20 protein-coding genes are annotated in these 20,908 nt (G+C 37.4%); 12 read left to right on the top strand and 8 right to left on the bottom strand.

Features of this window, described 5'->3' with window-relative positions; all coding sequences use genetic code 11:
* The first annotated feature begins 24 nt into the window (after positions 1-24).
* Positions 25-2,580 carry an Ig-like domain-containing protein gene (locus J2Z40_RS14340; protein WP_066398098.1) on the top strand — a complete coding sequence of 852 codons (2,556 nt, stop codon included), beginning with the start codon at positions 25-27 and terminating at the stop codon, positions 2,578-2,580.
* Between the two features lie 158 nt (positions 2,581-2,738).
* On the opposite strand, the gene J2Z40_RS14345 is transcribed toward J2Z40_RS14340, so the two are convergent.
* Positions 2,739-3,455 carry an N-acetylmuramoyl-L-alanine amidase gene (locus J2Z40_RS14345; RefSeq protein ID WP_066398100.1) on the bottom strand — a complete coding sequence of 239 codons (717 nt, stop codon included), beginning with the start codon at positions 3,453-3,455 and terminating at the stop codon, positions 2,739-2,741.
* A gap of 78 nt (positions 3,456-3,533) precedes the next feature.
* The gene (locus tag J2Z40_RS14350; protein WP_066398102.1) at positions 3,534-4,115 is read right to left on the bottom strand and encodes a competence protein ComK; all 582 of its coding nucleotides are present in this window, start codon (positions 4,113-4,115) and stop codon (positions 3,534-3,536) included.
* Positions 4,116-4,730: 615 nt separating this feature from the next.
* On the opposite strand from J2Z40_RS14350, the gene J2Z40_RS14355 reads away from it, so the two are divergent.
* The 3 genes from J2Z40_RS14355 to J2Z40_RS14365 all read left to right on the top strand — a co-directional run bounded on the left by J2Z40_RS14355 (position 4,731) and on the right by J2Z40_RS14365 (position 8,320).
* On the top strand, positions 4,731-6,422 hold the full coding sequence (locus tag J2Z40_RS14355) for a methyl-accepting chemotaxis protein (protein WP_066398104.1): 1,692 nt from the start codon (positions 4,731-4,733) through the stop codon (positions 6,420-6,422).
* A gap of 583 nt (positions 6,423-7,005) precedes the next feature.
* A complete protein-coding gene (locus J2Z40_RS14360; RefSeq protein WP_066398106.1) occupies positions 7,006-7,704 on the top strand; it encodes a hypothetical protein in 699 nt (232 codons plus the stop codon).
* 88 nt (positions 7,705-7,792) lie between these two features.
* Positions 7,793-8,320, top strand: coding sequence for a hypothetical protein (locus tag J2Z40_RS14365; RefSeq protein ID WP_066398109.1), 528 nt, complete (start codon positions 7,793-7,795; stop codon positions 8,318-8,320).
* A 186-nt stretch (positions 8,321-8,506) separates the two neighbouring features.
* On the opposite strand, the gene J2Z40_RS14370 is transcribed toward J2Z40_RS14365, so the two are convergent.
* The 3 genes from J2Z40_RS14370 to J2Z40_RS14380 form a co-directional block, all read right to left on the bottom strand.
* Positions 8,507-8,812 carry a hypothetical protein gene (locus J2Z40_RS14370; RefSeq protein WP_066398111.1) on the bottom strand — a complete coding sequence of 102 codons (306 nt, stop codon included), beginning with the start codon at positions 8,810-8,812 and terminating at the stop codon, positions 8,507-8,509.
* A 3-nt stretch (positions 8,813-8,815) separates the two neighbouring features.
* Entirely contained in the window at positions 8,816-9,046 is a 231-nt protein-coding gene (locus tag J2Z40_RS14375; RefSeq protein WP_066398113.1) for a hypothetical protein, read from the bottom strand.
* 141 nt (positions 9,047-9,187) lie between these two features.
* Positions 9,188-9,793, bottom strand: a complete 606-nt coding sequence (locus tag J2Z40_RS14380) for a hypothetical protein (protein ID WP_066398115.1) — start codon at positions 9,791-9,793, stop codon at positions 9,188-9,190.
* A gap of 304 nt (positions 9,794-10,097) precedes the next feature.
* Here J2Z40_RS14380 and J2Z40_RS14385 point away from each other — a divergent pair, with 304 nt between their 5' ends.
* The 5 genes from J2Z40_RS14385 to J2Z40_RS14405 all read left to right on the top strand — a co-directional run bounded on the left by J2Z40_RS14385 (position 10,098) and on the right by J2Z40_RS14405 (position 14,774).
* Entirely contained in the window at positions 10,098-11,318 is a 1,221-nt protein-coding gene (locus tag J2Z40_RS14385; protein ID WP_066398117.1) for a CNNM domain-containing protein, read from the top strand.
* A gap of 150 nt (positions 11,319-11,468) precedes the next feature.
* Positions 11,469-12,242, top strand: a complete 774-nt coding sequence (locus tag J2Z40_RS14390; protein WP_066398119.1) for an REP-associated tyrosine transposase — start codon at positions 11,469-11,471, stop codon at positions 12,240-12,242.
* Positions 12,243-12,257: 15 nt separating this feature from the next.
* Complete coding sequence (locus J2Z40_RS14395; RefSeq protein WP_066398120.1) at positions 12,258-13,796, top strand: YifB family Mg chelatase-like AAA ATPase; 1,539 nt, start codon at positions 12,258-12,260, stop codon at positions 13,794-13,796.
* Positions 13,797-13,947: 151 nt separating this feature from the next.
* On the top strand, positions 13,948-14,301 hold the full coding sequence (locus tag J2Z40_RS14400; protein ID WP_066398122.1) for a hypothetical protein: 354 nt from the start codon (positions 13,948-13,950) through the stop codon (positions 14,299-14,301).
* 191 nt (positions 14,302-14,492) lie between these two features.
* Positions 14,493-14,774 carry a hypothetical protein gene (locus tag J2Z40_RS14405; RefSeq protein WP_066398124.1) on the top strand — a complete coding sequence of 94 codons (282 nt, stop codon included), beginning with the start codon at positions 14,493-14,495 and terminating at the stop codon, positions 14,772-14,774.
* A 92-nt stretch (positions 14,775-14,866) separates the two neighbouring features.
* Here J2Z40_RS14405 and J2Z40_RS14410 read toward each other — a convergent pair whose 3' ends face one another.
* From J2Z40_RS14410 to J2Z40_RS14415, 3 genes are all read right to left on the bottom strand, one after another.
* Entirely contained in the window at positions 14,867-15,253 is a 387-nt protein-coding gene (locus J2Z40_RS14410) for an IS3 family transposase (RefSeq protein WP_066398131.1), read from the bottom strand.
* 32 nt (positions 15,254-15,285) lie between these two features.
* Positions 15,286-15,417 (bottom strand): hypothetical protein, encoded by a 132-nt coding sequence (locus tag J2Z40_RS20040; protein WP_281064489.1) that lies wholly within the window; start codon positions 15,415-15,417, stop codon positions 15,286-15,288.
* A gap of 539 nt (positions 15,418-15,956) precedes the next feature.
* Positions 15,957-18,245, bottom strand: a complete 2,289-nt coding sequence (locus J2Z40_RS14415) for a hypothetical protein (RefSeq protein WP_066398136.1) — start codon at positions 18,243-18,245, stop codon at positions 15,957-15,959.
* Between the two features lie 584 nt (positions 18,246-18,829).
* Between J2Z40_RS14415 and J2Z40_RS14420 the strand changes: the two genes are divergently transcribed.
* The 3 genes from J2Z40_RS14420 to J2Z40_RS14430 are packed head-to-tail and all read left to right on the top strand — an operon-like array spanning position 18,830 to position 20,824.
* Positions 18,830-19,813 carry an Ig-like domain-containing domain gene (locus J2Z40_RS14420; protein ID WP_066398138.1) on the top strand — a complete coding sequence of 328 codons (984 nt, stop codon included), beginning with the start codon at positions 18,830-18,832 and terminating at the stop codon, positions 19,811-19,813.
* 1 nt (position 19,814) lies between these two features.
* Positions 19,815-20,555: an Ig-like domain-containing domain gene (locus J2Z40_RS14425; RefSeq protein WP_066398141.1), complete on the top strand. Its 741-nt coding sequence runs from the start codon at positions 19,815-19,817 to the stop codon at positions 20,553-20,555.
* Positions 20,555-20,824 carry a hypothetical protein gene (locus tag J2Z40_RS14430; protein WP_066398145.1) on the top strand — a complete coding sequence of 90 codons (270 nt, stop codon included), beginning with the start codon at positions 20,555-20,557 and terminating at the stop codon, positions 20,822-20,824. The genes J2Z40_RS14425 and J2Z40_RS14430 overlap by 1 nt, the downstream gene beginning before the upstream one ends.
* Positions 20,825-20,908: the final 84 nt, after the last annotated feature.

The raw sequence follows: 20,908 nt of genomic DNA on the forward strand, positions 1-20,908 counted from the left end.
AATTTCATGTTAGGGGATACTAGTATGAGTAAAAAAAGAGCTTTAAAGATTTTAAGCGCTACTGCCATTGCGGCCTCAACCTTCGCTGCTGCTTCACCGATTGATGCAGCTTCTGTCAGCCAAGCAGAAAAACTTGTAAAAACAGCAATAGATGCTGGTACAGTATTAAAATGGGCCATATCAATTGAAGGTTCAGCAGATGGAAAGACTCGGCCTTGGGCAGCTTATAATGCAGCTAAAACTGCATACGACTTAGCTTTCAAAGCTGTCAACACATTACCTGCTGCACAGAAGAACAAATTTTTAGCAGAGCTTGACCAAGAAGTAAAACTGCACATCACACGTACAATGTATTATATTGATGCGATCACAGCAGGAGAGAAAATCAAAGAAAAGCAACAAGCATTAGCCTACCAACAGGATCTGAACCTGATCAATGATACGACAGAAAAGGCCTACCACGAGCTTTCAAATGAAATCCGTAAGCAGGCTATTCTGTTAGACCGAGTATATGGGAAAACAACGCGTGACCTCATCCGTTCCCATTACAAGCAATCCGCTGAAAAGGTTCGGGATGTTTCCAAATATCCTGTTACAGTGAAGATGGAAATCGACTTAGCACAGAAGGCATTAGCTGATAAAGACACAGTCAAAGCAAATAAGCATCTTCAAGAGGCACAAAGCTATTTGAAATATATCGATAATGCCAGCATCAAAAAGTTTCTAACCGATCGTTTAAATACAATCGAAACATCTTTTGTTCCTAAAGTAGAAAATATAAGTGCAGCAGAACCGAAGCGAATACGAGTGGCATTTAATAAAGCCATGCTATCTGGCTATGGCACAAATGGAGCAGAAAACACAGCTAACTATTCTGTCTCAGGAAGATCGATCAAAAATGTGACGCTGACAAATGACAAAAAAACAGCCATCATTGAACTATATGATTCGCTCTATACAAATTCGTCCTACACAGTCACGTTAAAGAAGAATATTCAATCGGCCAACTATGAGTCACTAGGCACAGCTGATTATGCTTCTTCATTCACTTTTTCAGATAAGCAAAAGCCAACAGTTTTTACAGTTTCCACACTAATAAACGGCAATGTGGAAATCAAATTCTCTGAGATTATTGATGCGGATTCATCTTTAACGATCACAATGGATGGAAAGGCAGTAAAAACGAACACAGTGACTAGTGATACAGATACAGTCATTATCCCTAAATCTGAGCTCGATCGAATTAGCCTCCGAAAGGGAAAATCCTATTCCATTGTTGTATCTGGTGCGAAGGATGTAGTTGTTTATACACCAAACACGATGGACACTTATCGCAGCAACTTTATGTATAATCCAGCAGCCGATACCGCTGCACCAGGAATGAGATCTTTACAAGTCAAAGATGAAAAAACATTGACGATCGAGTTCACTGAAACATTAGATGCATTTACTGCAGCTAATCTTGTGATTACGAAAGGCAACACAACGATCAGACCATCCGCTGTAAAAGATGTCTCAAATGGGCAGAAAACCAAGTTTGATATTGAGCTTCCTACTAGCCTTTATGGAACGAATGAAAATGCCGTTTGGTTAAATGTGCAGGTAAAAGCATACAAAGATCTTGATAATAATACGGGATCTACGATTGATCGCTCTGTCAGCCTTGCGAAAGATTTGAATCCGCCGCAATTTGTCAGCTCAAGCTTTGATATTCAGAAAAACGAAATCCAGTTCACCTTTAATAAACCATTGAAAGCTGGATCTCCTGTCGTTAATCAAATCACGATTTATGATTCTAACGACAAATTAATTAAGCCTACAGTGAAATCAAACGTAAACAATAAGCTAATTATCGACGCAAGAAATTTACCAGATGACGTCTATCTTATTTCTGTAGCAGAGGGTGCAGTGAAGGATAACACCCTTTCACAAAATGATAATCGCGCGTTTACGACTTCCGTTACGAAAAAATCAGATGTGGTTAAACCGCAAGTTACATTTGCTTATTCTAATATGAACGGGCAATTCAAGGCGCTATTCAGTGAGCCTGTAACCGAACAAACAGCCACTTCACTTGCTAGCTATACGTATGATGGTCAAACCTTACCTGCGGGTACAACATTCTCTATGAGCGATGATAAAAAACTAGTCACAATCACATTGCCTGAAGGTACAATTAAATCAACTAAAGATTACACACTAACAGCTCGAGGAATAATGGATCTTTCAAATAATGTGATGAATCCTTATTCTATTAAAGTTCCACTAATAGACAATACAAAGCCTGAATTAACAAATGCTGTCCTTGTTGCAAGCAATAAGATCCAACTAACATTCTCTGAAAGTATTTATATACCTATACCTAGTAACGAAAAGGAAAACTTTACAATCACAATAGGTGGAACCCCATTGAATATTGATCTTTATGATGTTGAAACTAGTCCAAGACAAAATGAACTATTTATCACTTCCGATGCATTCTCAACAACTGGAATTATCATTAAAACAACTACTTCAGCTACAATTAGTGATGCATCCAAAAATACGTTAAAAGCGGGAACTATAAAGGAAATAAAATAATAAAACTGAAAAGGAAGAAGCACGGGGACGGTTCTCCTGCTTCCTTCAACATCTCACTAGGAAGCACAAGAACCGCCCCCAAGCTTCCACCAAGCTTCCATAAGCTTCAAAATGAAGAAAGCCCTCCCAAATAGGAAGGGCTTTCTTCATTCCACCTTTTACAATTTCTTTTCCAACTCCTCAATCCTCTGTGCTAAAGGCACGAGACATGCCCATACATAGAACTGATTGGCTTCACGAAAAGGATTCTTTCCATCTGTAATGCCTAAACGAATGGCTTCCTGTCTAACCTTTTCCTGTGCTGCTGTTAATTTTTGTTCTGCCACAGTGGAGCCTCCTTTTTTCTTTAATCGAAATGCTTCAACTACACCGTTCACATGACCTTGAGCTATTCTAGTTATATAAGCATCCTGCTTTAGCTTATTTGCATCTGCTTGAGTGTCAATAAACCCATTTTCTGTGAGGATCGCTGGCATGTTGGATTCCCTTACCATATGGAAATTCGCCCGCTTTTTCCCACGATCTGTGAAATCCAATTGCTTCACAATTTCTGGATGGATGATATTCTGGAAATTAACAGAGGCTTTGCTGGCATTCGTATGAATATAGCTTTCAAATCCAGTTCCTCCACCTGCATTAATATGGACGGAAATGAGATAATCTGCCCCCCAAGCATTAGCCATATCTGTACGCTGTTTGAGTGATAATGTTTTGTCTGTATCGCGGCTTAATCTCACTTCTGTATTTTCATATTGCAAAAGAAAATCGCGTATTTTTTTCGCGATGGCCAATGTTAGATTTTTCTCCTGTAATCCATTCGCGACAGCACCAACATCTGTCCCCCCATGCCCTGGGTCAATAAAGAATTTAGCCAAGATTGTCCCTCCTGTCTAATTGGATTTTTAAGAATATCTCTTCTTATTCTATGAAAAAATCATCTTTTATGTTTGTACTTATTCATTATTTCTTTTTTGAGGACATTCATCATTCAAACAATTGAAATTGTATTTTCCGTTTTCCTCTTTAATAATTGGCTTTTCCATTTTAGGTTCTAACCTTATTTCCATTGTTTTTTCACCATTTTTTTTAATCATATCGAGGAATCTTCTAGCTCGGTCAACTTTATTGGAAAAGGAGAGAGACCCTTTCTCAACGGTAATCGTGTGTTCGTTACTTAACTTCACATCTGTGTTCCCTTTATTGTCTTTTATTCCAAAAATGTGCTTAGGATTAAAATAGATACACTCAGCTCTCTTTGTAGAAATAGTCGGAAACACGCAAACTCCCTGTTGTGAATTCACAATAATTGGGTACATGCACTTTTTTCCAAGGAGAAAACGTGCCGAATTGATCGCTCCCTTTAAATCAGACCCTGTGTGTTTAATCGAATAATCCAATAATTGCAAAGGTGTCATTGTTACAAGAAATGTCCGATTGCTTTCAACAACTCTTGTATACAGGTTTCCAAATGTATGATACTCACCTAAAAATAAAATTGTTTTGTGATAAATAATATAATGATTAAAAATTGTCATGACTAGCATTCTCCTTTGTAAAAATTTTTCTATTGAAAATTTTCCAAAAAGGGATATACTAACATAGTTGGTATATCCAACACCCAAGCCAAGAGCATCGTCTTCCAGGATCATTATGCTCTTGGCTTTTTATATGTACTTCTCATTGACATTTCCCCCCTCCAAACCATTCATTTCTCGTACAAGAGCTATAGACAAAATAGCTCATTTTAACCATACCAATTCTACTAGTCCATAAGTGTTACAATTTTGTGTATATTTCGAAAACAAAAAGATGTTTCTCTTAATTAGCTTCTTTCGTGTTCTATATGGAGGCACCAGAACCGTCCCCTCGCTTCCCCATAAAATTATGTAACAAAGGTTTCAAAAGTATGACAGGTAAAATTATGCAATTGGGCATTTTCTTAATTCATCTAGTTCTTTTATCTTATAATTAGATTTTCCTATTCTCTTTTTAGCAGCCGAGGGATGTATGATTCTATTTATTTTAAATCACTTTTCGACTGCTTTCTTTTAATATATATAGATTGTTGGTGATAAAGAAATAAGTATGTCTTCACAAATGTAAGATACAGGATGAATATTTACCAAAACAGCAAAAGAGGGGATCTAGCTATGAAAATGACAATTGGTAAAAAATTATTCGGGGGATTTTTTGCGGTACTAGCTATATTAGCTGTAATCGTAGGAGTAGCTTATTATCAAATTTCCAATGTTGATGATACGTATACAAACTTAATCGATGATCGGGTGGCAAAGATGCTTGAGATCAGAGAATTGGATGTAGTAATTAAGCAGGAACAGGTTGGTCTACGAGGGTACTTAATCGTTGGAGATGCTACTGCCTTAGATACTTTTTCGAACGCACGTGAACAGTACCGTAAACGCAGTGATGAGCTATTCAAAAGTTTAACGAATCAAACAAACAAAGACCTTCTTAAAGAAGTAGATGCGATCGAAAATGAATATTTTCAATTCGCGCAAAAAGCTATTTTATTAAAACAACAAAACAAAATAGATGAGTATACAAGGTTAATCGATAAAGACGGTCGCAAACTTGTCGGTCAATTTGATGACAAAATAGAAAAACTTGCCGCTTATCAAAGTACAGCCCTAGCGGAGGGTGATCAAGGTGCGACAGCAAAAGTTGAAAGCATTAAGACCCTCATCCTCACGTTAGGAATCCTTTCACTAGTAATTGGTGTAATGATTTCGATCTTTTTAGGACGAATCATTTCCAAGCCAGTCGTCAACATTTCAGGAATGGCAAAGAGAATTTCTGAAGGAGATCTTACTGTTGATGAGGTGAAGGTGAAGAATAAAGATGAAATTGGGGAGTTAGCCCATTCCTTTAATCAAATGTCTCATAATCTCCGTGAACTCATCCATCAAGTAGGCTTAAATGCGGAGCAAGTAGCCGCTTCATCTGAACAATTGACAGCAAGTGCAGAGCAAACGACGCACGCAACGGAACAGATCACCGAGACGATGCAAGATGTTGCGGATGGGGTGAATAAACAAGTTCATAGTGTGGAGGAAACATCGCAAACAATTAATGAAATGGCGATTGGCATCCAACAAATTGCCCAAAATGCGCAAAATGTTTCTTCGACTGCTATTGATGCGACTGAGAGAGCTTCTGAAGGTGGCCAAATATTAGAAAAGGCGACTGGTCAGATGAATTCTATCAACGAAACAGTTAATGGACTATCGATCGTGATCAAAGGGTTAGGCGAACGTTCAAAAGAAATCGATCAAATTATTGAGGTTATTACAGGAATTGCGGCACAAACAAATCTATTAGCGTTAAATGCAGCTATCGAAGCAGCAAGAGCTGGGGAGAATGGCCGAGGATTTGCTGTTGTGGCGGATGAAGTGCGAAAGCTAGCTGAACAATCTGCACACTCTGCACAGCAAATTTCTCAGTTAATTTCTTCGATTCAAGAAGAAACGAATAAAGCCGTTGATTCCATTGAAGAGACGACAAATGAAGTTGTATCTGGTATAGGCATCGTGAACACCGCTGGGGAATCCTTCAAACATATCGAGCGTACGATTATTGAAGTAACGACTCAAATCCAAGAAGTATCATCCGCCGTGCAGCAAATGGCGGCTGGTTCTGAGCAAATGTCACATTCGATGCAGACCATTACAGACGTATCCGCAGCTACTTCATCTGGTACACAAGGCGTATCCGCTTCTATTGAGGAACAATTAGCATCGATGGAGGAAATTACATCTTCTGCTGACGCCTTGTCTAATATGGCGGAGGAATTGCAGAAGCTAGTTGGACGGTTTAAGATTTAAGGGAAAGCAGAAGGAAAGCAGGGGGACGGTTCTCATGCTTCCTTCCAGTATTTTTTGTACTCGGAAGCACAGGAAATGTCCCCTTACATTACTAAATCCCCTAATATAGAGGGTTTATTTATGTATAAAAAAAAGAGAAGTACTACGAACGAAATAGTTCGGTTTTGAAATAGAAAAGCCGAAACTATAAGATCAATATCAAGCTAAATCACATGCTTATAGACGATAACGTTACACGGGAACATACAGTGATTTTGCATCTAGCAAAATAACCGGAGTTTTTCCGCTTAATTGCTGAAAGAAGCTTGTTTTAGGAGAAATAAGCGGAATTCTTCCGCTTATTCAATGAAAAATCCCTTAATTTTGACTTTTTCGAGTAAATAGACGGAGTTTTTCCGCTTATTTACTCTTTTTTTATTAAAAATCATGATATAAGCGGAGTTTTTCCGTCTATTTATCAGCTCGGCTGCTCCCTTTCGTGTAGGAAGCGTAAAAACCACCTCACCACACTCGGCTTCCTCAACGACAACTGTTTAAATATCCCATATTCAACCGATAAACATAATGAAGGGAGAGATTTGCTGTGAAAATCTCATTTAACAATGAATCCATACATAGACAGTGGGCAGCCTCTGCTCCAACAAAAATGATAGCTACCGATGCAGTGCAGAATAACACAAATAATAAGGATAATATCAGTATTAGTGTACAAGCTCATCAATTATTCAATGGGGGGAAGAACAACAAGGCAAATTCAATGATTGATAGTCTAATGAAGCAACGTGAATCCATAATGGAAATGAAAAATAATTTAACAGAACGTACCATTGATTCAGGGAAAGAGTTATCAACCATTGAAGAACAATTAAAGGAGTTTAACAAACAAATTGCAGATATAGACGCACAAATTGCTAAGCAACAATTAGAGGAACGCAATAAAGCATTAGGTCAAGGCAAAGAAGAAAAAGCTTCATCTGAACCTAAATCAGATGAGGAGAAGTTAATCACACAAGCAACCACTTTTGACCAAGCAAAAACATTGGATCAAGTATCCAACCAATTAGAACGTAAAAAAAATACACTTGAAAGTGAAATAAAACAAGACAAAAGTAGAGGGATATTCAGCGAAAGAAAACAAGAGTTGCTGAATGAATTAGAGGATAAAATTGAAACTGTACAAGGGCAAGTGCAAGAAAAACTGGGAGAACAGGTAGATGAAGTAGATAAAGAGGAAGATCACAAAGAAACCCTCGATGATAAAAGCACAGAATACAATCAATAAAATTCTAAGGGGAGGACCTTGAGAACTCTCCTCCCTGCTGTGTTGACATATATATGGGTAGAACGACGTTTATAGAGGGTGCGTACTTATGACAACTAAAATAACTAGAATAAAAAAAATAATAATATTTTTAATGGGCATCGCATTGTTAGGTTTCCTCTTTTTAATCATATTAAATGAAATCATCTACTTCATATTAGGTGGAGATCAGGGTAAATTTAAGAAATACGATAAAGGAGTAACAATCGAGGTTAAAAATTCAAGCGAAGAGAATATCACAAACCTTACATTCTCATTTGGCTATTTAGAAAATATTCATTTTCAAGAGTTAGGTGAAATTAAACAAATTAAACCAGGACAGACTCTTAAATTAACAAGTAAAAGTATTCAACGTACTAATGCAGATTTAAGTATGTATTTACAATATCAATTAGCAGATAGCAAGACTATCATTAAAGATAGCCTTGTTTACTTGGATATTAAAAGCCCTAGAAAAGTTGTCGTATTAGTGGATATTACTAAAGTTGATGATGAAGGAAATTTATTCTATACCTATGATGGATATAATGGATTTACACAATATACCGGTGAGACCGATCCATACGGGGATAATTAATGCGCTATTTAATACAATCTATCAATAGCAGGGAATCAGTTCTCCTGCTCCCCTCATAGAAGCAGGGGGGACAGTTCTCCGGCTTCCTTCATTGTCTTTCGTGTCATATTAGAAATCACAAAAACCTCCCCCTAGCTTTCCTCGTCGTTCAATGAAAATCAAGGGGATGAGAGGCCAATTAATTTTCTAACCTATTGGACTTTGATGCGGGTGGCGAATCAGGAATATTTCAATTTGGTTAGAAGTAATTCGGTAAAAAACCTTGTAAGGATCTGATTTACCAACAGATATGAGTACCACGCGAAGATCAACAGGCATATATTGGATGAGAACCTGACGTCCAGGAATATAAATAGAAAAGTCTTGACGTTCGAAATAGGCTTGTATTGTGTCTTTTAAGTATACTGCAATTGATGACAGCTCAATACCTTTTCTCCACAAATCTAACTCTATTAACGACTCAATTGCTGACTTTCTCCACAATACTTTCATAAATTAATTTCCTATCATCTTTTCAATTTCTTCTTCAGATAAAATTGGGTTATTTTCATTTATGGCTGCAGATAATTGTTTTTCTTCTTCAGGATCAGTAACCTCATAGTACCCATAATTATTTATTTCTTCCACTTCCAACAGTAAGAATTTCTTATTACCAACTTGGATATATGAATGACCAGATTGTATTGCATTTTTAATATCATCTTGTTCAATTATGATCGGTTCCATTAGATCACCCACTTAAATTTATTTAAGACCATTATAAAGCATAAAGCGGAAAAACTAAAACCCCAGAAAATAAGGACGGCTCTCTTACTTCCCTCAAGTCATTCATAAACTTGTGGAAACAAAAAGCCCCCCCTACGCTTCCTAGTAATTATCAATAACCTGTAAAGAAATAGCTTGTATTTGCCCTTGTAGTGATAGAATGACATTGAATTTTTCCTTCTCAAGACTCCGAAAATCCGTTTTTAATACGGTTACCTTTGCATATTGATTGTCTCTACTTATAAATTCTCCATGATAGCTTAAGAGTTTATCAGTCAGATCAAAGTGCATCATTACAAATTGTTCAGCAAGTATTTCCAGATGCCGATTTGATCCATGTTCAATAATATTTGCTCCCTCTGGTAGATCATATGGCTCTTCAGCTAGATGAACCTCTGTATCCATTCCATTTAATTCTTCTTCTTTTCGTATGGCCTCATCATCAATGTCATCCATCGGTAGAAAAGAATCAATGGATTCCTCTCCATTATCTGTTTTTAAATGATCATTCGAAGCTTCAACCATATCTTGTTTGTTTTCCTCTTCTACTCTATTTTTATGTTCTTCCTTATCTGAAGGTTCCTTGCTTTCTTCTTCAATAGAATTTGTCTCATTTTTTTGGACTTCATTAAAAAGCATATAATACACACCAAAGCAAATAGGGAGGAGGGAAAGTAAAATGAAGATCAGCATTCCCTTTTTCGCCATAACAAACACCTCATTGTTCTATCTTATGTTGTCTATAATGAAGGTTTCCTAGCATGCTGCACTATGGCTCTGACTTAGCAATTAACGTATGCGAGCATACCTTCTTCAGCAAATATAGCATATGGATACAGAGTAAATCTAGAAGAACTAATCGGGGAGCAGTGGATGATTCTCTCACTCTTTTAAAGCCATTCATATACTTGTGGAAGCACTAGAACCGTCCCCATGCTTCCAAAGTTGATAATCCATTATAATTAATACATACTAATAAGTAACTTTTACATCGTTTAGGGAGGAATTTTTAGTGATCATTGCGATCATTTTTTTGTTATTTGTTTCATTTTTCTTTTCAGGAAGTGAAACGGCATTGACAGCTACCAATAAGATGAGGCTACAAACGAAGGCTAGTAACCATGATAAAAAGGCAGAAAACCTGCTAAATTTAGTTTCGAAGCCTAGTGAATTTATTACGACGATTTTAATCGGAAACAATATTGCTAATATATTGCTTCCAACACTTGTGACAACACTTGCAATTCAGTATGGATTTAATGTGGGGCTCGCTTCTGCGATTTTAACGGTTATCATTATCATCTTTTCTGAAGTACTTCCCAAATCAGTAGCAGCTGCATTTCCCGATCGGATTGCATTTCTTGTTTATCCCATCATTCGATTCTTTGTTATTATTTTTAAACCGATAACAATCGTACTTAATTCGCTGACTGGATTCATTACAAGAGCATTATCCAAGGGACAGTCCAATGATGCATCCATATCGAAAGAAGAGCTACGTACGATGGTCGATATTGCCGATTCGGAAGGAACGTTTAATCAGGCGGAATCTCATCGGATTAAAGGAGTTTTGGACTTCTATAGCTTAAATGTAAAAGATGCATTGAAAACACCAAGAGTAAATATTCTTGCTTTTCCAAGTACGGCTACTTTTGAAGAAGTAAGGGATATCGTAATGCAAAGTCCGTATACAAGATATCCCGTTTATAATGAGAATATTGATGATATTATTGCTGTCTTTCATTCAAAACAATTAATCTCTTGGTCAACAGAACCAGAGAAACCGTTGGTAGCATTTAGTGATACGAATCCATTAATCGTCTATGAATTTCATTCGATTGAATGGGTATTAAATAAAATGACTAAGGAAAAAAAGCATATGGCCATCGTGTTAGAAGAGTACGGTGGAACAGAAGGAATTCTAACGCATGAAGATGTCATAGAGGCAATGCTTGGTTTCGAAATTGAAGATGAAACGGATCGCAAAGGCGAAGCACTTGTTGAAAAATTAACAGAAACAGAAATCATCTGTGATGGCAAAATACCCCTTCATCGTTTAAATACTATTTTCTATACCGAAATTCCCGAAGAAGAGGATGTTCTTGCGGGTTATCTATTGAAGGAACTGATCGACTTCCCGAAAGAGGGCCAAGTAATCGAGAGAAATAATTTAACGTTTAAAATAGTAGCAATGGAAGACAGAACGATTAGGAAGGTTCAGATTATAAAGTGAAGCAGGGGGACGGTTCTCCTGCTTCCTAGAAGAATTAATCGGGGAGCAGTGGGATGGTTCCCTCCCTCTTTTAAATACTTTTCGGAGGAAGCACAAGAACCGTCCCCGTGCTTCTCTTCAAAGTAAAAATCACGAATTTGAGGTGATCACATGCCTCGCAGGGCTAGGGAGAAAAGCAAAAGCGGGATTTATCATATTATGTGGAGAGGAGCGAACAGACAAGAGATCTTTCACGATGATGAAGATCGGATAAGGTATATTGATATTTTAGAAAGGGTGAAGAAAAAATCACAATTGAAGGTGTATGCTTGGTGTTTAATGAGCAATCATGTACATCTCCTATTGAAGGAAGAGGATGAAGAGTTATCAACAGCCATGAAACGAGTGGCTGTAAGCTATGTTAGGTATTATAACTGGAAGTATCGAACAACGGGACATCTTTATCAGGATCGATTCAAAAGTGAAAATGTAGAAACGGAGCAATATTTGCGAACGGTCGTCAGATATATTCATCAAAATCCAGTGAAAGCACGTATTGTCCAATCAGTTGAGCAATGGAGATGGAGTAGCTGCCAAGCATATTATGAACAACAATCTTCCACCAATTTCTTAGATAAAGAGATGATCTTAAAAATGTATTCAACAAATATGGCCGTCGCTATAGAAAAATTTAGAGATTTTAATGAACAACAAAATAATGATCAATGTTTAGATGATGATGTGTATCGAATTAGGTTATCAGATGATGAAGCAAGATTAGCGATTAAGAAATTACTATGTGGCATTGAAATTACCCATGTAAAAAGTCTACCGAGAATCGAACGAAATAGCCTCTTACAAAAGGTAAAAGGAATCGAAGGGGTTTCGCAAAGACAAGCAGCAAGAATTCTAGGTGTATCTGCTAACCTTATTTTTAAAGCATAGAAAAGGAGCTTAGCAATGATTTCAAAAATATTGAGTATCGGTTTAAAAGGAGTGGAAGGCTACCGCGTTCAAGTAGAAGTTCAAACATTAATTGCGGTTGAATCCTTTCTAATTGTTGGATTACCTGATGCCTCTGTGAAGGAATCGAGAGAACGTGTCACTTCTGCTCTCCATACACTTGGTCATCGAATAAGTGATCGAAAAACGATTATCAACTTATCACCAGCTGAACAAAAAAAGAATGGGCCAATTTTTGACCTTCCAATCGCGATTGCACTTTTAAAGAGCATCGGAGTGATCAAGACCCCAATTCCTGCAACAACCTGTTTTATCGGAGCCATTTCCTTAGATGGAACCATTCTCCCTTTTGAAGGAATACTAGCAGCCGCACTTGCTGCAAAGAAACTTGGATTTTCTCTTCTATATATGCCATATGATGCTAGCCTTCCTGAGTTAAAAATGGATGGACTAGAAATCGTCTACGTCTCCTCATTGCAAGAAGTTATTCAACATCTATCTGGACAAGCCACTTTCCCTCTTCATACGCCAAAAGCTTCTAACGATAGTGAGCAAAGCTTTGATAAAGATTTCGCTGATATCATTGGTCATCCGTTTGCTAAAAGAGCGCTTGAAATTGCTGCTGCAGGTGAACATCATGTATTCATGACTGGTCCACCAGGCTGTGGAAAAAGTTTATTGGCCGAAACCTTCCCAACGATCTTGCCCCCACTATCAAATGAATCCCAGCTTGAAAAGGTGAGCCTATACCAATTAGTAGGCATGGAATTTGGCTTAACGCATCAGCCGCCCTTTCGAAGTCCACATCACTCTGCATCAAGTGTGTCAATTATTGGTGGAGGGCAAAATCCTAAACCAGGGGAAATCTCATTAGCCCATAGAGGCGTGTTATTCCTAGATGAGATGGCTGAGTTTTCAAAGAAAACACTTGATATGCTGCGCCAACCGATTGAGACAGGAAAGGTAACGATAAGTCGTGCGCGCTCCATTGTCACTTATCCTGCCGCATTTTTATTGGTCGGTGCGATGAACCCTTGCCCATGTGGCTATTTAGGGTCAAATACCCACTACTGTACATGTACACCGAAGCAAATCCAATCCTATCAAAATCGGCTGTCAGGACCGATTCGAGACAGATTTGATATCACTCTTTTTCTAAACTCTGTAAATATGGAAAAAACGAAAAACGAATCCAATGATACATCAGCAATAATCCGAGAAAGAGTATGGGAGGCACGTAATCGACAATCCAAACGCTATGGAAAGGACATGTGTAATGGAAGAGTTTCTTATGACATTTTAATGAAAACTTCTCCTCCCTCAGAAAAAGTGAAGCAGCTCATGCAGCAAATGGCCATCAAAAAGCAGTGGAGCAATCGAGTGCAAGTGAAGCTTTTTCGTCTAGCAAGAACGACTGCAGATCTAAATGGGGAAGCACAGATTTCAGAATCATCCTTATGGGAGGCAATGTCTTTGATTCGATCGAATGAGCATTACCGTAAGGAGAGGAGGAATTTTGGGATAAAAGAGAGGTGAAAATAGCAGAGCGGTTCTTCTGCTTTCTTCAGTATCTCTCAAGTCTACTTGGGAAGCATAAGAACCAACCCGTGCTTCATTTGGAAATGAATGTATCTTTCCTTAAAAGGGATAAATAAGGTATACTAGTTTCAATAAGGAGGTGATAAAGATGGATAATAGCCGTTTGGATAAAATAGAAGAAATGCTTTCCACACTAATTTCTATGGTTGGCAACTTAAATGAGCAACAAAGCAAAACGGATGCAAGATTAGACACAATGGATAAGAGATTTGATGCAATGGATGCAAGATTAGACTCGATGGATAAGAGGTTTGATGCGATGGATAAAAGATTAGACACGATGGACGTAAAAATAGACAAATTACAAAATGACCAAAACGCCATGCGTAATGAAATTCTAACAAAGCTTGCAGATATGCAAGCAGATCAAGACCATATTTGGGAGAAGGCAGCAAAGAATGAAAGAGAGCTTGCAAAGCTAAAAATCCACCTTCAGCTTTAACTCTAAAAGGAATCTTCAATGGATTCAATCAAAAGATCTGTGAATAATTGAAATTAAGTACTTTATTCAATTGCATAGATAAAACAGACACCTTTCCTCAAAAAAATCTCAACGACTCTCTCTACGGGTGATGACAGTCACCCTTCCTCATGCTAAATCAATCATAATATAATATAAAAAAGGAAGTCGAAGTGATTTCAGTGGAAGAAGCTTTAAAATTAATTCTCAATGAATTAAAAGAACTTAAAGAGGGACAGCAAGAAATAAAGAAAGAAGTTACGAGTATTAAAGATAATCTTATTAATGGTCTTGGACCATACTTTGAAAGCGTCGAGAAACATATAGATGTAAAGACAGATGAACTTAAAGATACATTAGATGAGCAACAAAGGGTTATTGATACTTTAGCAGCTAGGTCTGTGAAGCATGAAAGCGAAATAAAAGACTTTAAACGTATACTAAAAAACCAATAGGGAAGCACCAGAACCGCCCGTGCTTCTCAACCAAAAGTAAAATAAAAAAAGTGAAATCGACAGGGTGATTTCACTTTTTTTATTTATAGAGGCTAGTTTTTGTCCCTGCCTCTTTCCTTTTTGAGGAAGCAGGGGAACCGTCCCCACGCTTCCTCTAGGGCGTCTATTCCTTGTAATTCGAAACTCTTTTGCCATTTTTGTATGGTACTATGTGTTGCAATGTTAAATATAGCAGCAGCTTCCCTTATAGACGTCCCTGTCTCTTTTATATAATTCAGTACGTCTAGTTTAATCTGTGTTGTATAGGATGTATAGAGTTTATTAAAGGCGTTTTCACCATGGTATTCATACTGCTTAATCCAATTTAATAAAATGGAATGATGTACTCCTATGGATTTCGCAATAGCTTTAACACTTTCAGCCCCCATTTCATAACGAATAATTGCTTGGATTTTCTCTTCAGAAGTAAATTTGGTCACAAAAAACTGCACCTCCAATTGATAGATTGTGTCTAACAATTGGGGTGCAGTTCAGCGATGGTGGTTTTCTTTTGATCTAGTACGTTTTTTCGAAAGGTAAATGCAGCTACTTCTCGCACGATACCCTTCAAAATTTCACGAACAATTTCAAGAAATGTTTCCATGATTATCACCTCCTTTCCAAAAAAGAAAGAAGAGCGACAACCAACCACCCTCACAATATTCAGTTGCACTTCTATTCTATCATATCAATTTTCTGAAAATACAAAAAAAGAAAGCCTCATAGGGATTTTACTCTCTACAAGACTTTCCTTCTTTGAGGAAGCAGGAGAACCGTCCCCATGTTTCCCGAGGCTAGTTTTTGTCCCTGCCTCTTTCCTTTTTGAGGAAGCAGGGGAACCGTCCCCGTGCTTCTTCCTGAAAATACAAAAAAGAAAGCCTCATAGAGATTTTACTCTCTACAAGACTTTCCTTCCTTGAGGAAGCACGAGAACCGTCCCCGTGCTTCACTCAATTTCTCTCTTTCAGCAATTCTATTAAATAAAAGTTGAGGAAGCAAGGGAACCGTCCCCTTGCTTCTCCTTAACCCTTTTCTGAAAATACAAAAAGAAAAGCCTCATAGAGATTTTACTCTCTACAAGACTTTCCTTCCTTGAGGAAGCACGAGAACCGTCCCTGTGCTTCTTTCGTCTAATGTCACTTATTAAGGATTTACAATAAGGTCTTTAGACTCAGATACATTAAATACAAGGTTATCTTGGTTTGTGATTCCAGTAACTTCCATCAACGTAAGTGTTGTTGCACCATAAGCGTTGTTATAACCATCAGCCACTGTTGGTTGAATGATGTCAGTAATCTTTACAGTATCATGGTCCACTTTAGCAACTTTATAAGTACGTGTATATCCTAAACCATCTTTTAACTTAATAGTTGCTCCATCAGCTACTTTCAATGCGTTGTTTGTTGTAGCTAGTGTAGCATGACTAAACGTAAAGTTAATTTCATCACCAATATCTAAAAGAGTGTTACCAGTCTTTTCAGTCATTGTTAATCCAGTACTTGCAATTGTAGCATAGTATGCTTGGTAAATATGAATATTATTAACAGTAGCAGCTGGTACTGAACTTCCAACTGGACGTGAAGTAACAACAAAGTCATTCTGCTGACCTGCAACTAAATTCAATGAATTAATTACCCATGAACCATTTGAATTTACTACTGTAGAATCTACAGCATTTCCAGTTGCAACAGAACCTTTATAAACTTCGATGATATGTCCAGGTTGACCAGTTCCTTCTAAACGAGTTGCATTTGTATCTGCAGTTAATACTCCATTTGGATTAGTTACCTTTAATGGTGCATCTGCAGTAACATCCACATCAAGAATAAATTCTGAAACATTTGATTTTGCATATGGTGCTACATAATTTATTCTAACTTTATCTTGAACTGATAGAGCCTTAAAGAAATCAGCTTGTGAAACTTCAACATTCTTAAAGTAGAATTTATCGTTACTATCAAACGTATATTTCACTTCATTAACAGTACCACTTGGATTTAACCCAACATATAGGAAACCATTAGTTGTATCTACAACCACACTATCAACAGTTGTTGCAGTTGCAACTCCACCAGTAGCATTTACCCAGAATTTTGTAGAAGGTGCAAATTTATACACATCATCTTCAAGACGAGTAACTTTTGGAACTACTGTTGTAGTAACATTATCTGTATTATTATCTTTAACTACAAATGTCACTTTACCGTTTACAGCAGTTACTTCATAAACATTACCAACAGGAGTTACTACACTACCGTTAATAGTTTTAACTGCAACGTTCGCAACAGGAACTGCTGTCTTTTTATCAGATTCAAATAATTGAATTGCTACTTTACCAGTATAAGCTGTTCCATCTGCTTTAGTTACATTTACAGTATATGAACGCTCTCCAGTAGCATCTAAGTTAACATCTTCAGTTTCTACAACTGTTAAAGTGCTATCAACTGCATTAGCAGGAGTCTTAAATGCTTTACCAGTTGCAGTACCTTGATAAGATAATACATATTCAGTATTTGCTTTTTGATCAGTTGTTACTAATGTAACTGTTTTTCCATCTGCTGCTACAGTTGCAGATTGAACAATTAAACCATTAGTAAATGTAAATTGTCCAGCTGGAAGAACTGCATAACCAGGTTGGATCTTCTTAGAAAACTTAACAGTTACAGTATTTTTATTATCACTTGAAACTGCTAATACTTTTAATGGCATAGCATCCGCTACATCATCAACAGACTTTTGTAAATCTTTTTCCCATTTAAGAACATTAGCATCAAGAATAGCTTGTGCATCAGTTAATTTCTTAGCAGCATCTTCTAATTTATCAGCTTTTGCTAATTCAGAAGCTTCTCTAGCAAGCATATGAACTGTTACTTCGTTCTTCAATCCATCAACAGCTTTTTCAAGAGCTGGCTTAACTGCGTTACGGATACCGTCACGAGTAGATTGACCATATACTTTGTCTAGTAATGAAGCTTGCTTACGGTACTCAGCAGTAGCTTTGTGGTATGCTGCTTCAACTTTATCTAGATCGCCAGTTTTTTCAGCTGCAACTAGGCCAGCAGTTAAATCTTTGATTTTCTCACTTGAAGTGATTGCATCAATGTATGCTTGTGCGCGTTTTACTTGGATCTTTGGATCTGTTAAACGAGCTTCGTATTTAAGTTGATCAGAGAAGCTTGCGCCTTTAAGAGCTTTTTCAGCAGCGTCGATTGCTTTCTTAGCTGCATTATAAGCGTCATAAGGACGTGTTACATAATCTGCAGAACCCTCAACTGAGATAGCCCACTTAAGAACTGTACCTGCATTTTGTGCGTCTTGCACGATTTGATCTACGTTCACAGCTGCATCAGCTTTATTAACTGGTGCTGCAGCAACGAATGCTGAAGCTGCAACTGCAGTTGAAGCTGCGATTTTAATAGCTTTCTTTTTCATAAACTTGTATTCTCCCTTCGTACTATGTAGTGCGTTTTTTTTGTTAGCAATGAATAAACCAATGGTTGTATTTTCCTCTATATCCACCGCTTACCTAACTAGTTAAAAAGTATACCAAACTATCAAATTTAATGCAATAGTTACCAATATATATTTTTAACGGTAAACGGAGAGGGATATCCCAACTTTGGTTTATATTTCTAATGATAATATAAAGCTAGCTAAATTTCTACAATTTTTATCATATTTTTATTAATTCTGTAATATATTTACTGTTTTCTAGAAAGATGCACACTTTATCAGTCTATTCAATTATTTTGCCAATATGCCTATTCAATAAAAATTTGGCTATATTAGAAAATTTTTCATGTACTTTTCTCTATTATTTGGTACACTATCATTAAGAAGGTTTTCTCCCTAGCAGATGCTTTCTTTAACTTGTATAGTACAATCGTACTAACCTTCGCTCCAGCGTTCAGGAAAAGCCGCCAATATTGGCGGCTTTTTCCTTTTTTGGTATAGAGAAATGTCGAATTTCGTTGTATAGTAGGATTAAAGAATGATAATGATGAAGGTGGTTATATATGATGAACAAACTGAAAGGGATTGGCGTGGCACTCATTCTACTCCTTTCCTTATTAATACCTGCTTTGGATCAAACGGTCTCGGCGGCTTCTGATCCAAGTATTGATCAGCTGAATCCAGCAGCCTATGATCAGAATGTTCCGATTGACACAGATATCCGCATCTATTTCAACAGCGAGGTACGCAGCATTTCTCCTCAATATATTCAGCTATTTGTAAAAACAAACGGAACATACTATGACTTCCCGATCAAGACGATCAAAAAAGATGGAAAAGCGATTCACATTCTTCCTGAGCGATCGATGGAATTCAATAAGGAGTATATGGTGAGGGTTAATGGCCCAGCAGTTGAGCTTCATAATGGGACATATAATCAACATTTGAGCTATACATTCCAAACAAACTATATCGATTTCTATGAATTGATGGTTGTGAATGAAGGCAGACTTGTGAACATGCTCACCCAATATGCCCCAAGACAAATTAAAGCATTCGCACCGAAACGCTATATTAATGACATTTCTGTGATCCACAAGAAAACAGGTGCTTTAACAGGAGAACAAACATCCTTTAACGGATTCACGAATATTGACATCAATACGAAGAGTGAAGATGTTGCTAATGTGCATGTCGATATTATGAAAAATGACAAAGTTCTTCAAAAGGGTTATGCAAGTAAAGTAACGGGGGCAAAAGCTTCGAAAAACCAATTTACGTTTGATATTGGCTTCTCAAAGATTCCCGACTTTTATGACGTGAAGGTGACTGTCCTAAACAGCGCCCAGCAAACGATCGATTCGAAGATCATTAAATTCGCTGCAGAAGAGGGCAAAGCGATTTCTTCCTTTAAAGAATCATATAAATACAAAACAGCAGGAAATGGCTATACATTCCACGAGCTGCTTTCAAAGGAAAGCCTCTTCGCTAGCTTGCTTTCTGAAAGCTTGATGCAAGATATTAAGGTTCAGGTTGAGGACAGGTAAGATGAAAAGAATCATTATTCTCTTCATGATGGTTGGATTTTTGATTGTGTTCCCTGGCATTCTACAAGGACAAGCGTCAATCGATGAGATTGTCCTCGATGAACGTAAAATCCAGGATCCACTGAAAAGCTGGACGGTAACTTTTACACAGCCAATCAATAAAGGCACGCTGAAGAAGCAAAACTTCTTTATTAAAGATGAAAACAAGCGGCAGGTGAAAGCGGCACTTAGCCTATCGAATGATGAAAGAAAAGTAACGATTACACCAGAGTCCCCTTACAAAAAAGGGGTTACGTATTACTTATCTGTTAAAGGAAATGTGAAGTCTGATCAAAATGAGTTTTTGACTGAGCATACGATCTTGCCATTTAAAATCGGGGAGGCTTCTAAAGGAAGCAAAGATGCGAATGGATCTGCCGGAAGTGGCGATAAGAAACCCACCTCTCCATCAGAAAACAAGTCAAGCTCAGACACCAATTCTGAATCTAGCTCCCCATCAAAAGCAGCTGGAAAGAATCTCGTAAAAGTTCAAACGAAAAAGCATTCACATTTTGATGAGATTACTGTACAGGTAAGTGATTATGTCACAAAGGTGAAGGCTGGCAGTCATGAGTTTGAATATAAGGGCAATAATGTATTTGTGCTTTATCAGCCTGGTTTAAAGTCCGGTGAAAAGGTTACTGTTAAAGGATATAGCATGTCTGGCAAGGTGCTCGAAACGAAGGAGGTCGTGATTCCATAATGTTAAAGAAGGCCATCCGGAATACGATCATCTTTACCCTTATTATCATCAATTTAATTATGTGGCCGTCCCTTTTTTCTGATTTCTTCGGGGATTCTCCTAAAGAGGCAAGTGTGGACAATAAAGACTCTTCAGGGCAATCCACAACAAAATCAGAGGATGAAGCAATTGAAAACAGTAAGGATGCATCTAATGACGAAAAAACGGAAGATTCTGCTGAAAATATAGACTCTTCAGATGCATCCTTTAAAATTCTTCAAATTGAGTGAAACTTTTTTCTCCTACAAACGTCTAATAGGTGGACACTAGTAATGGATTTTTTCCAATGGCTGGTGCTTACCTAACTGGGCAGC

This window comes from Cytobacillus eiseniae (genome assembly GCF_017874625.1).
Lineage (GTDB): Bacteria > Bacillota > Bacilli > Bacillales > Cytobacillaceae > Cytobacillus > Cytobacillus eiseniae.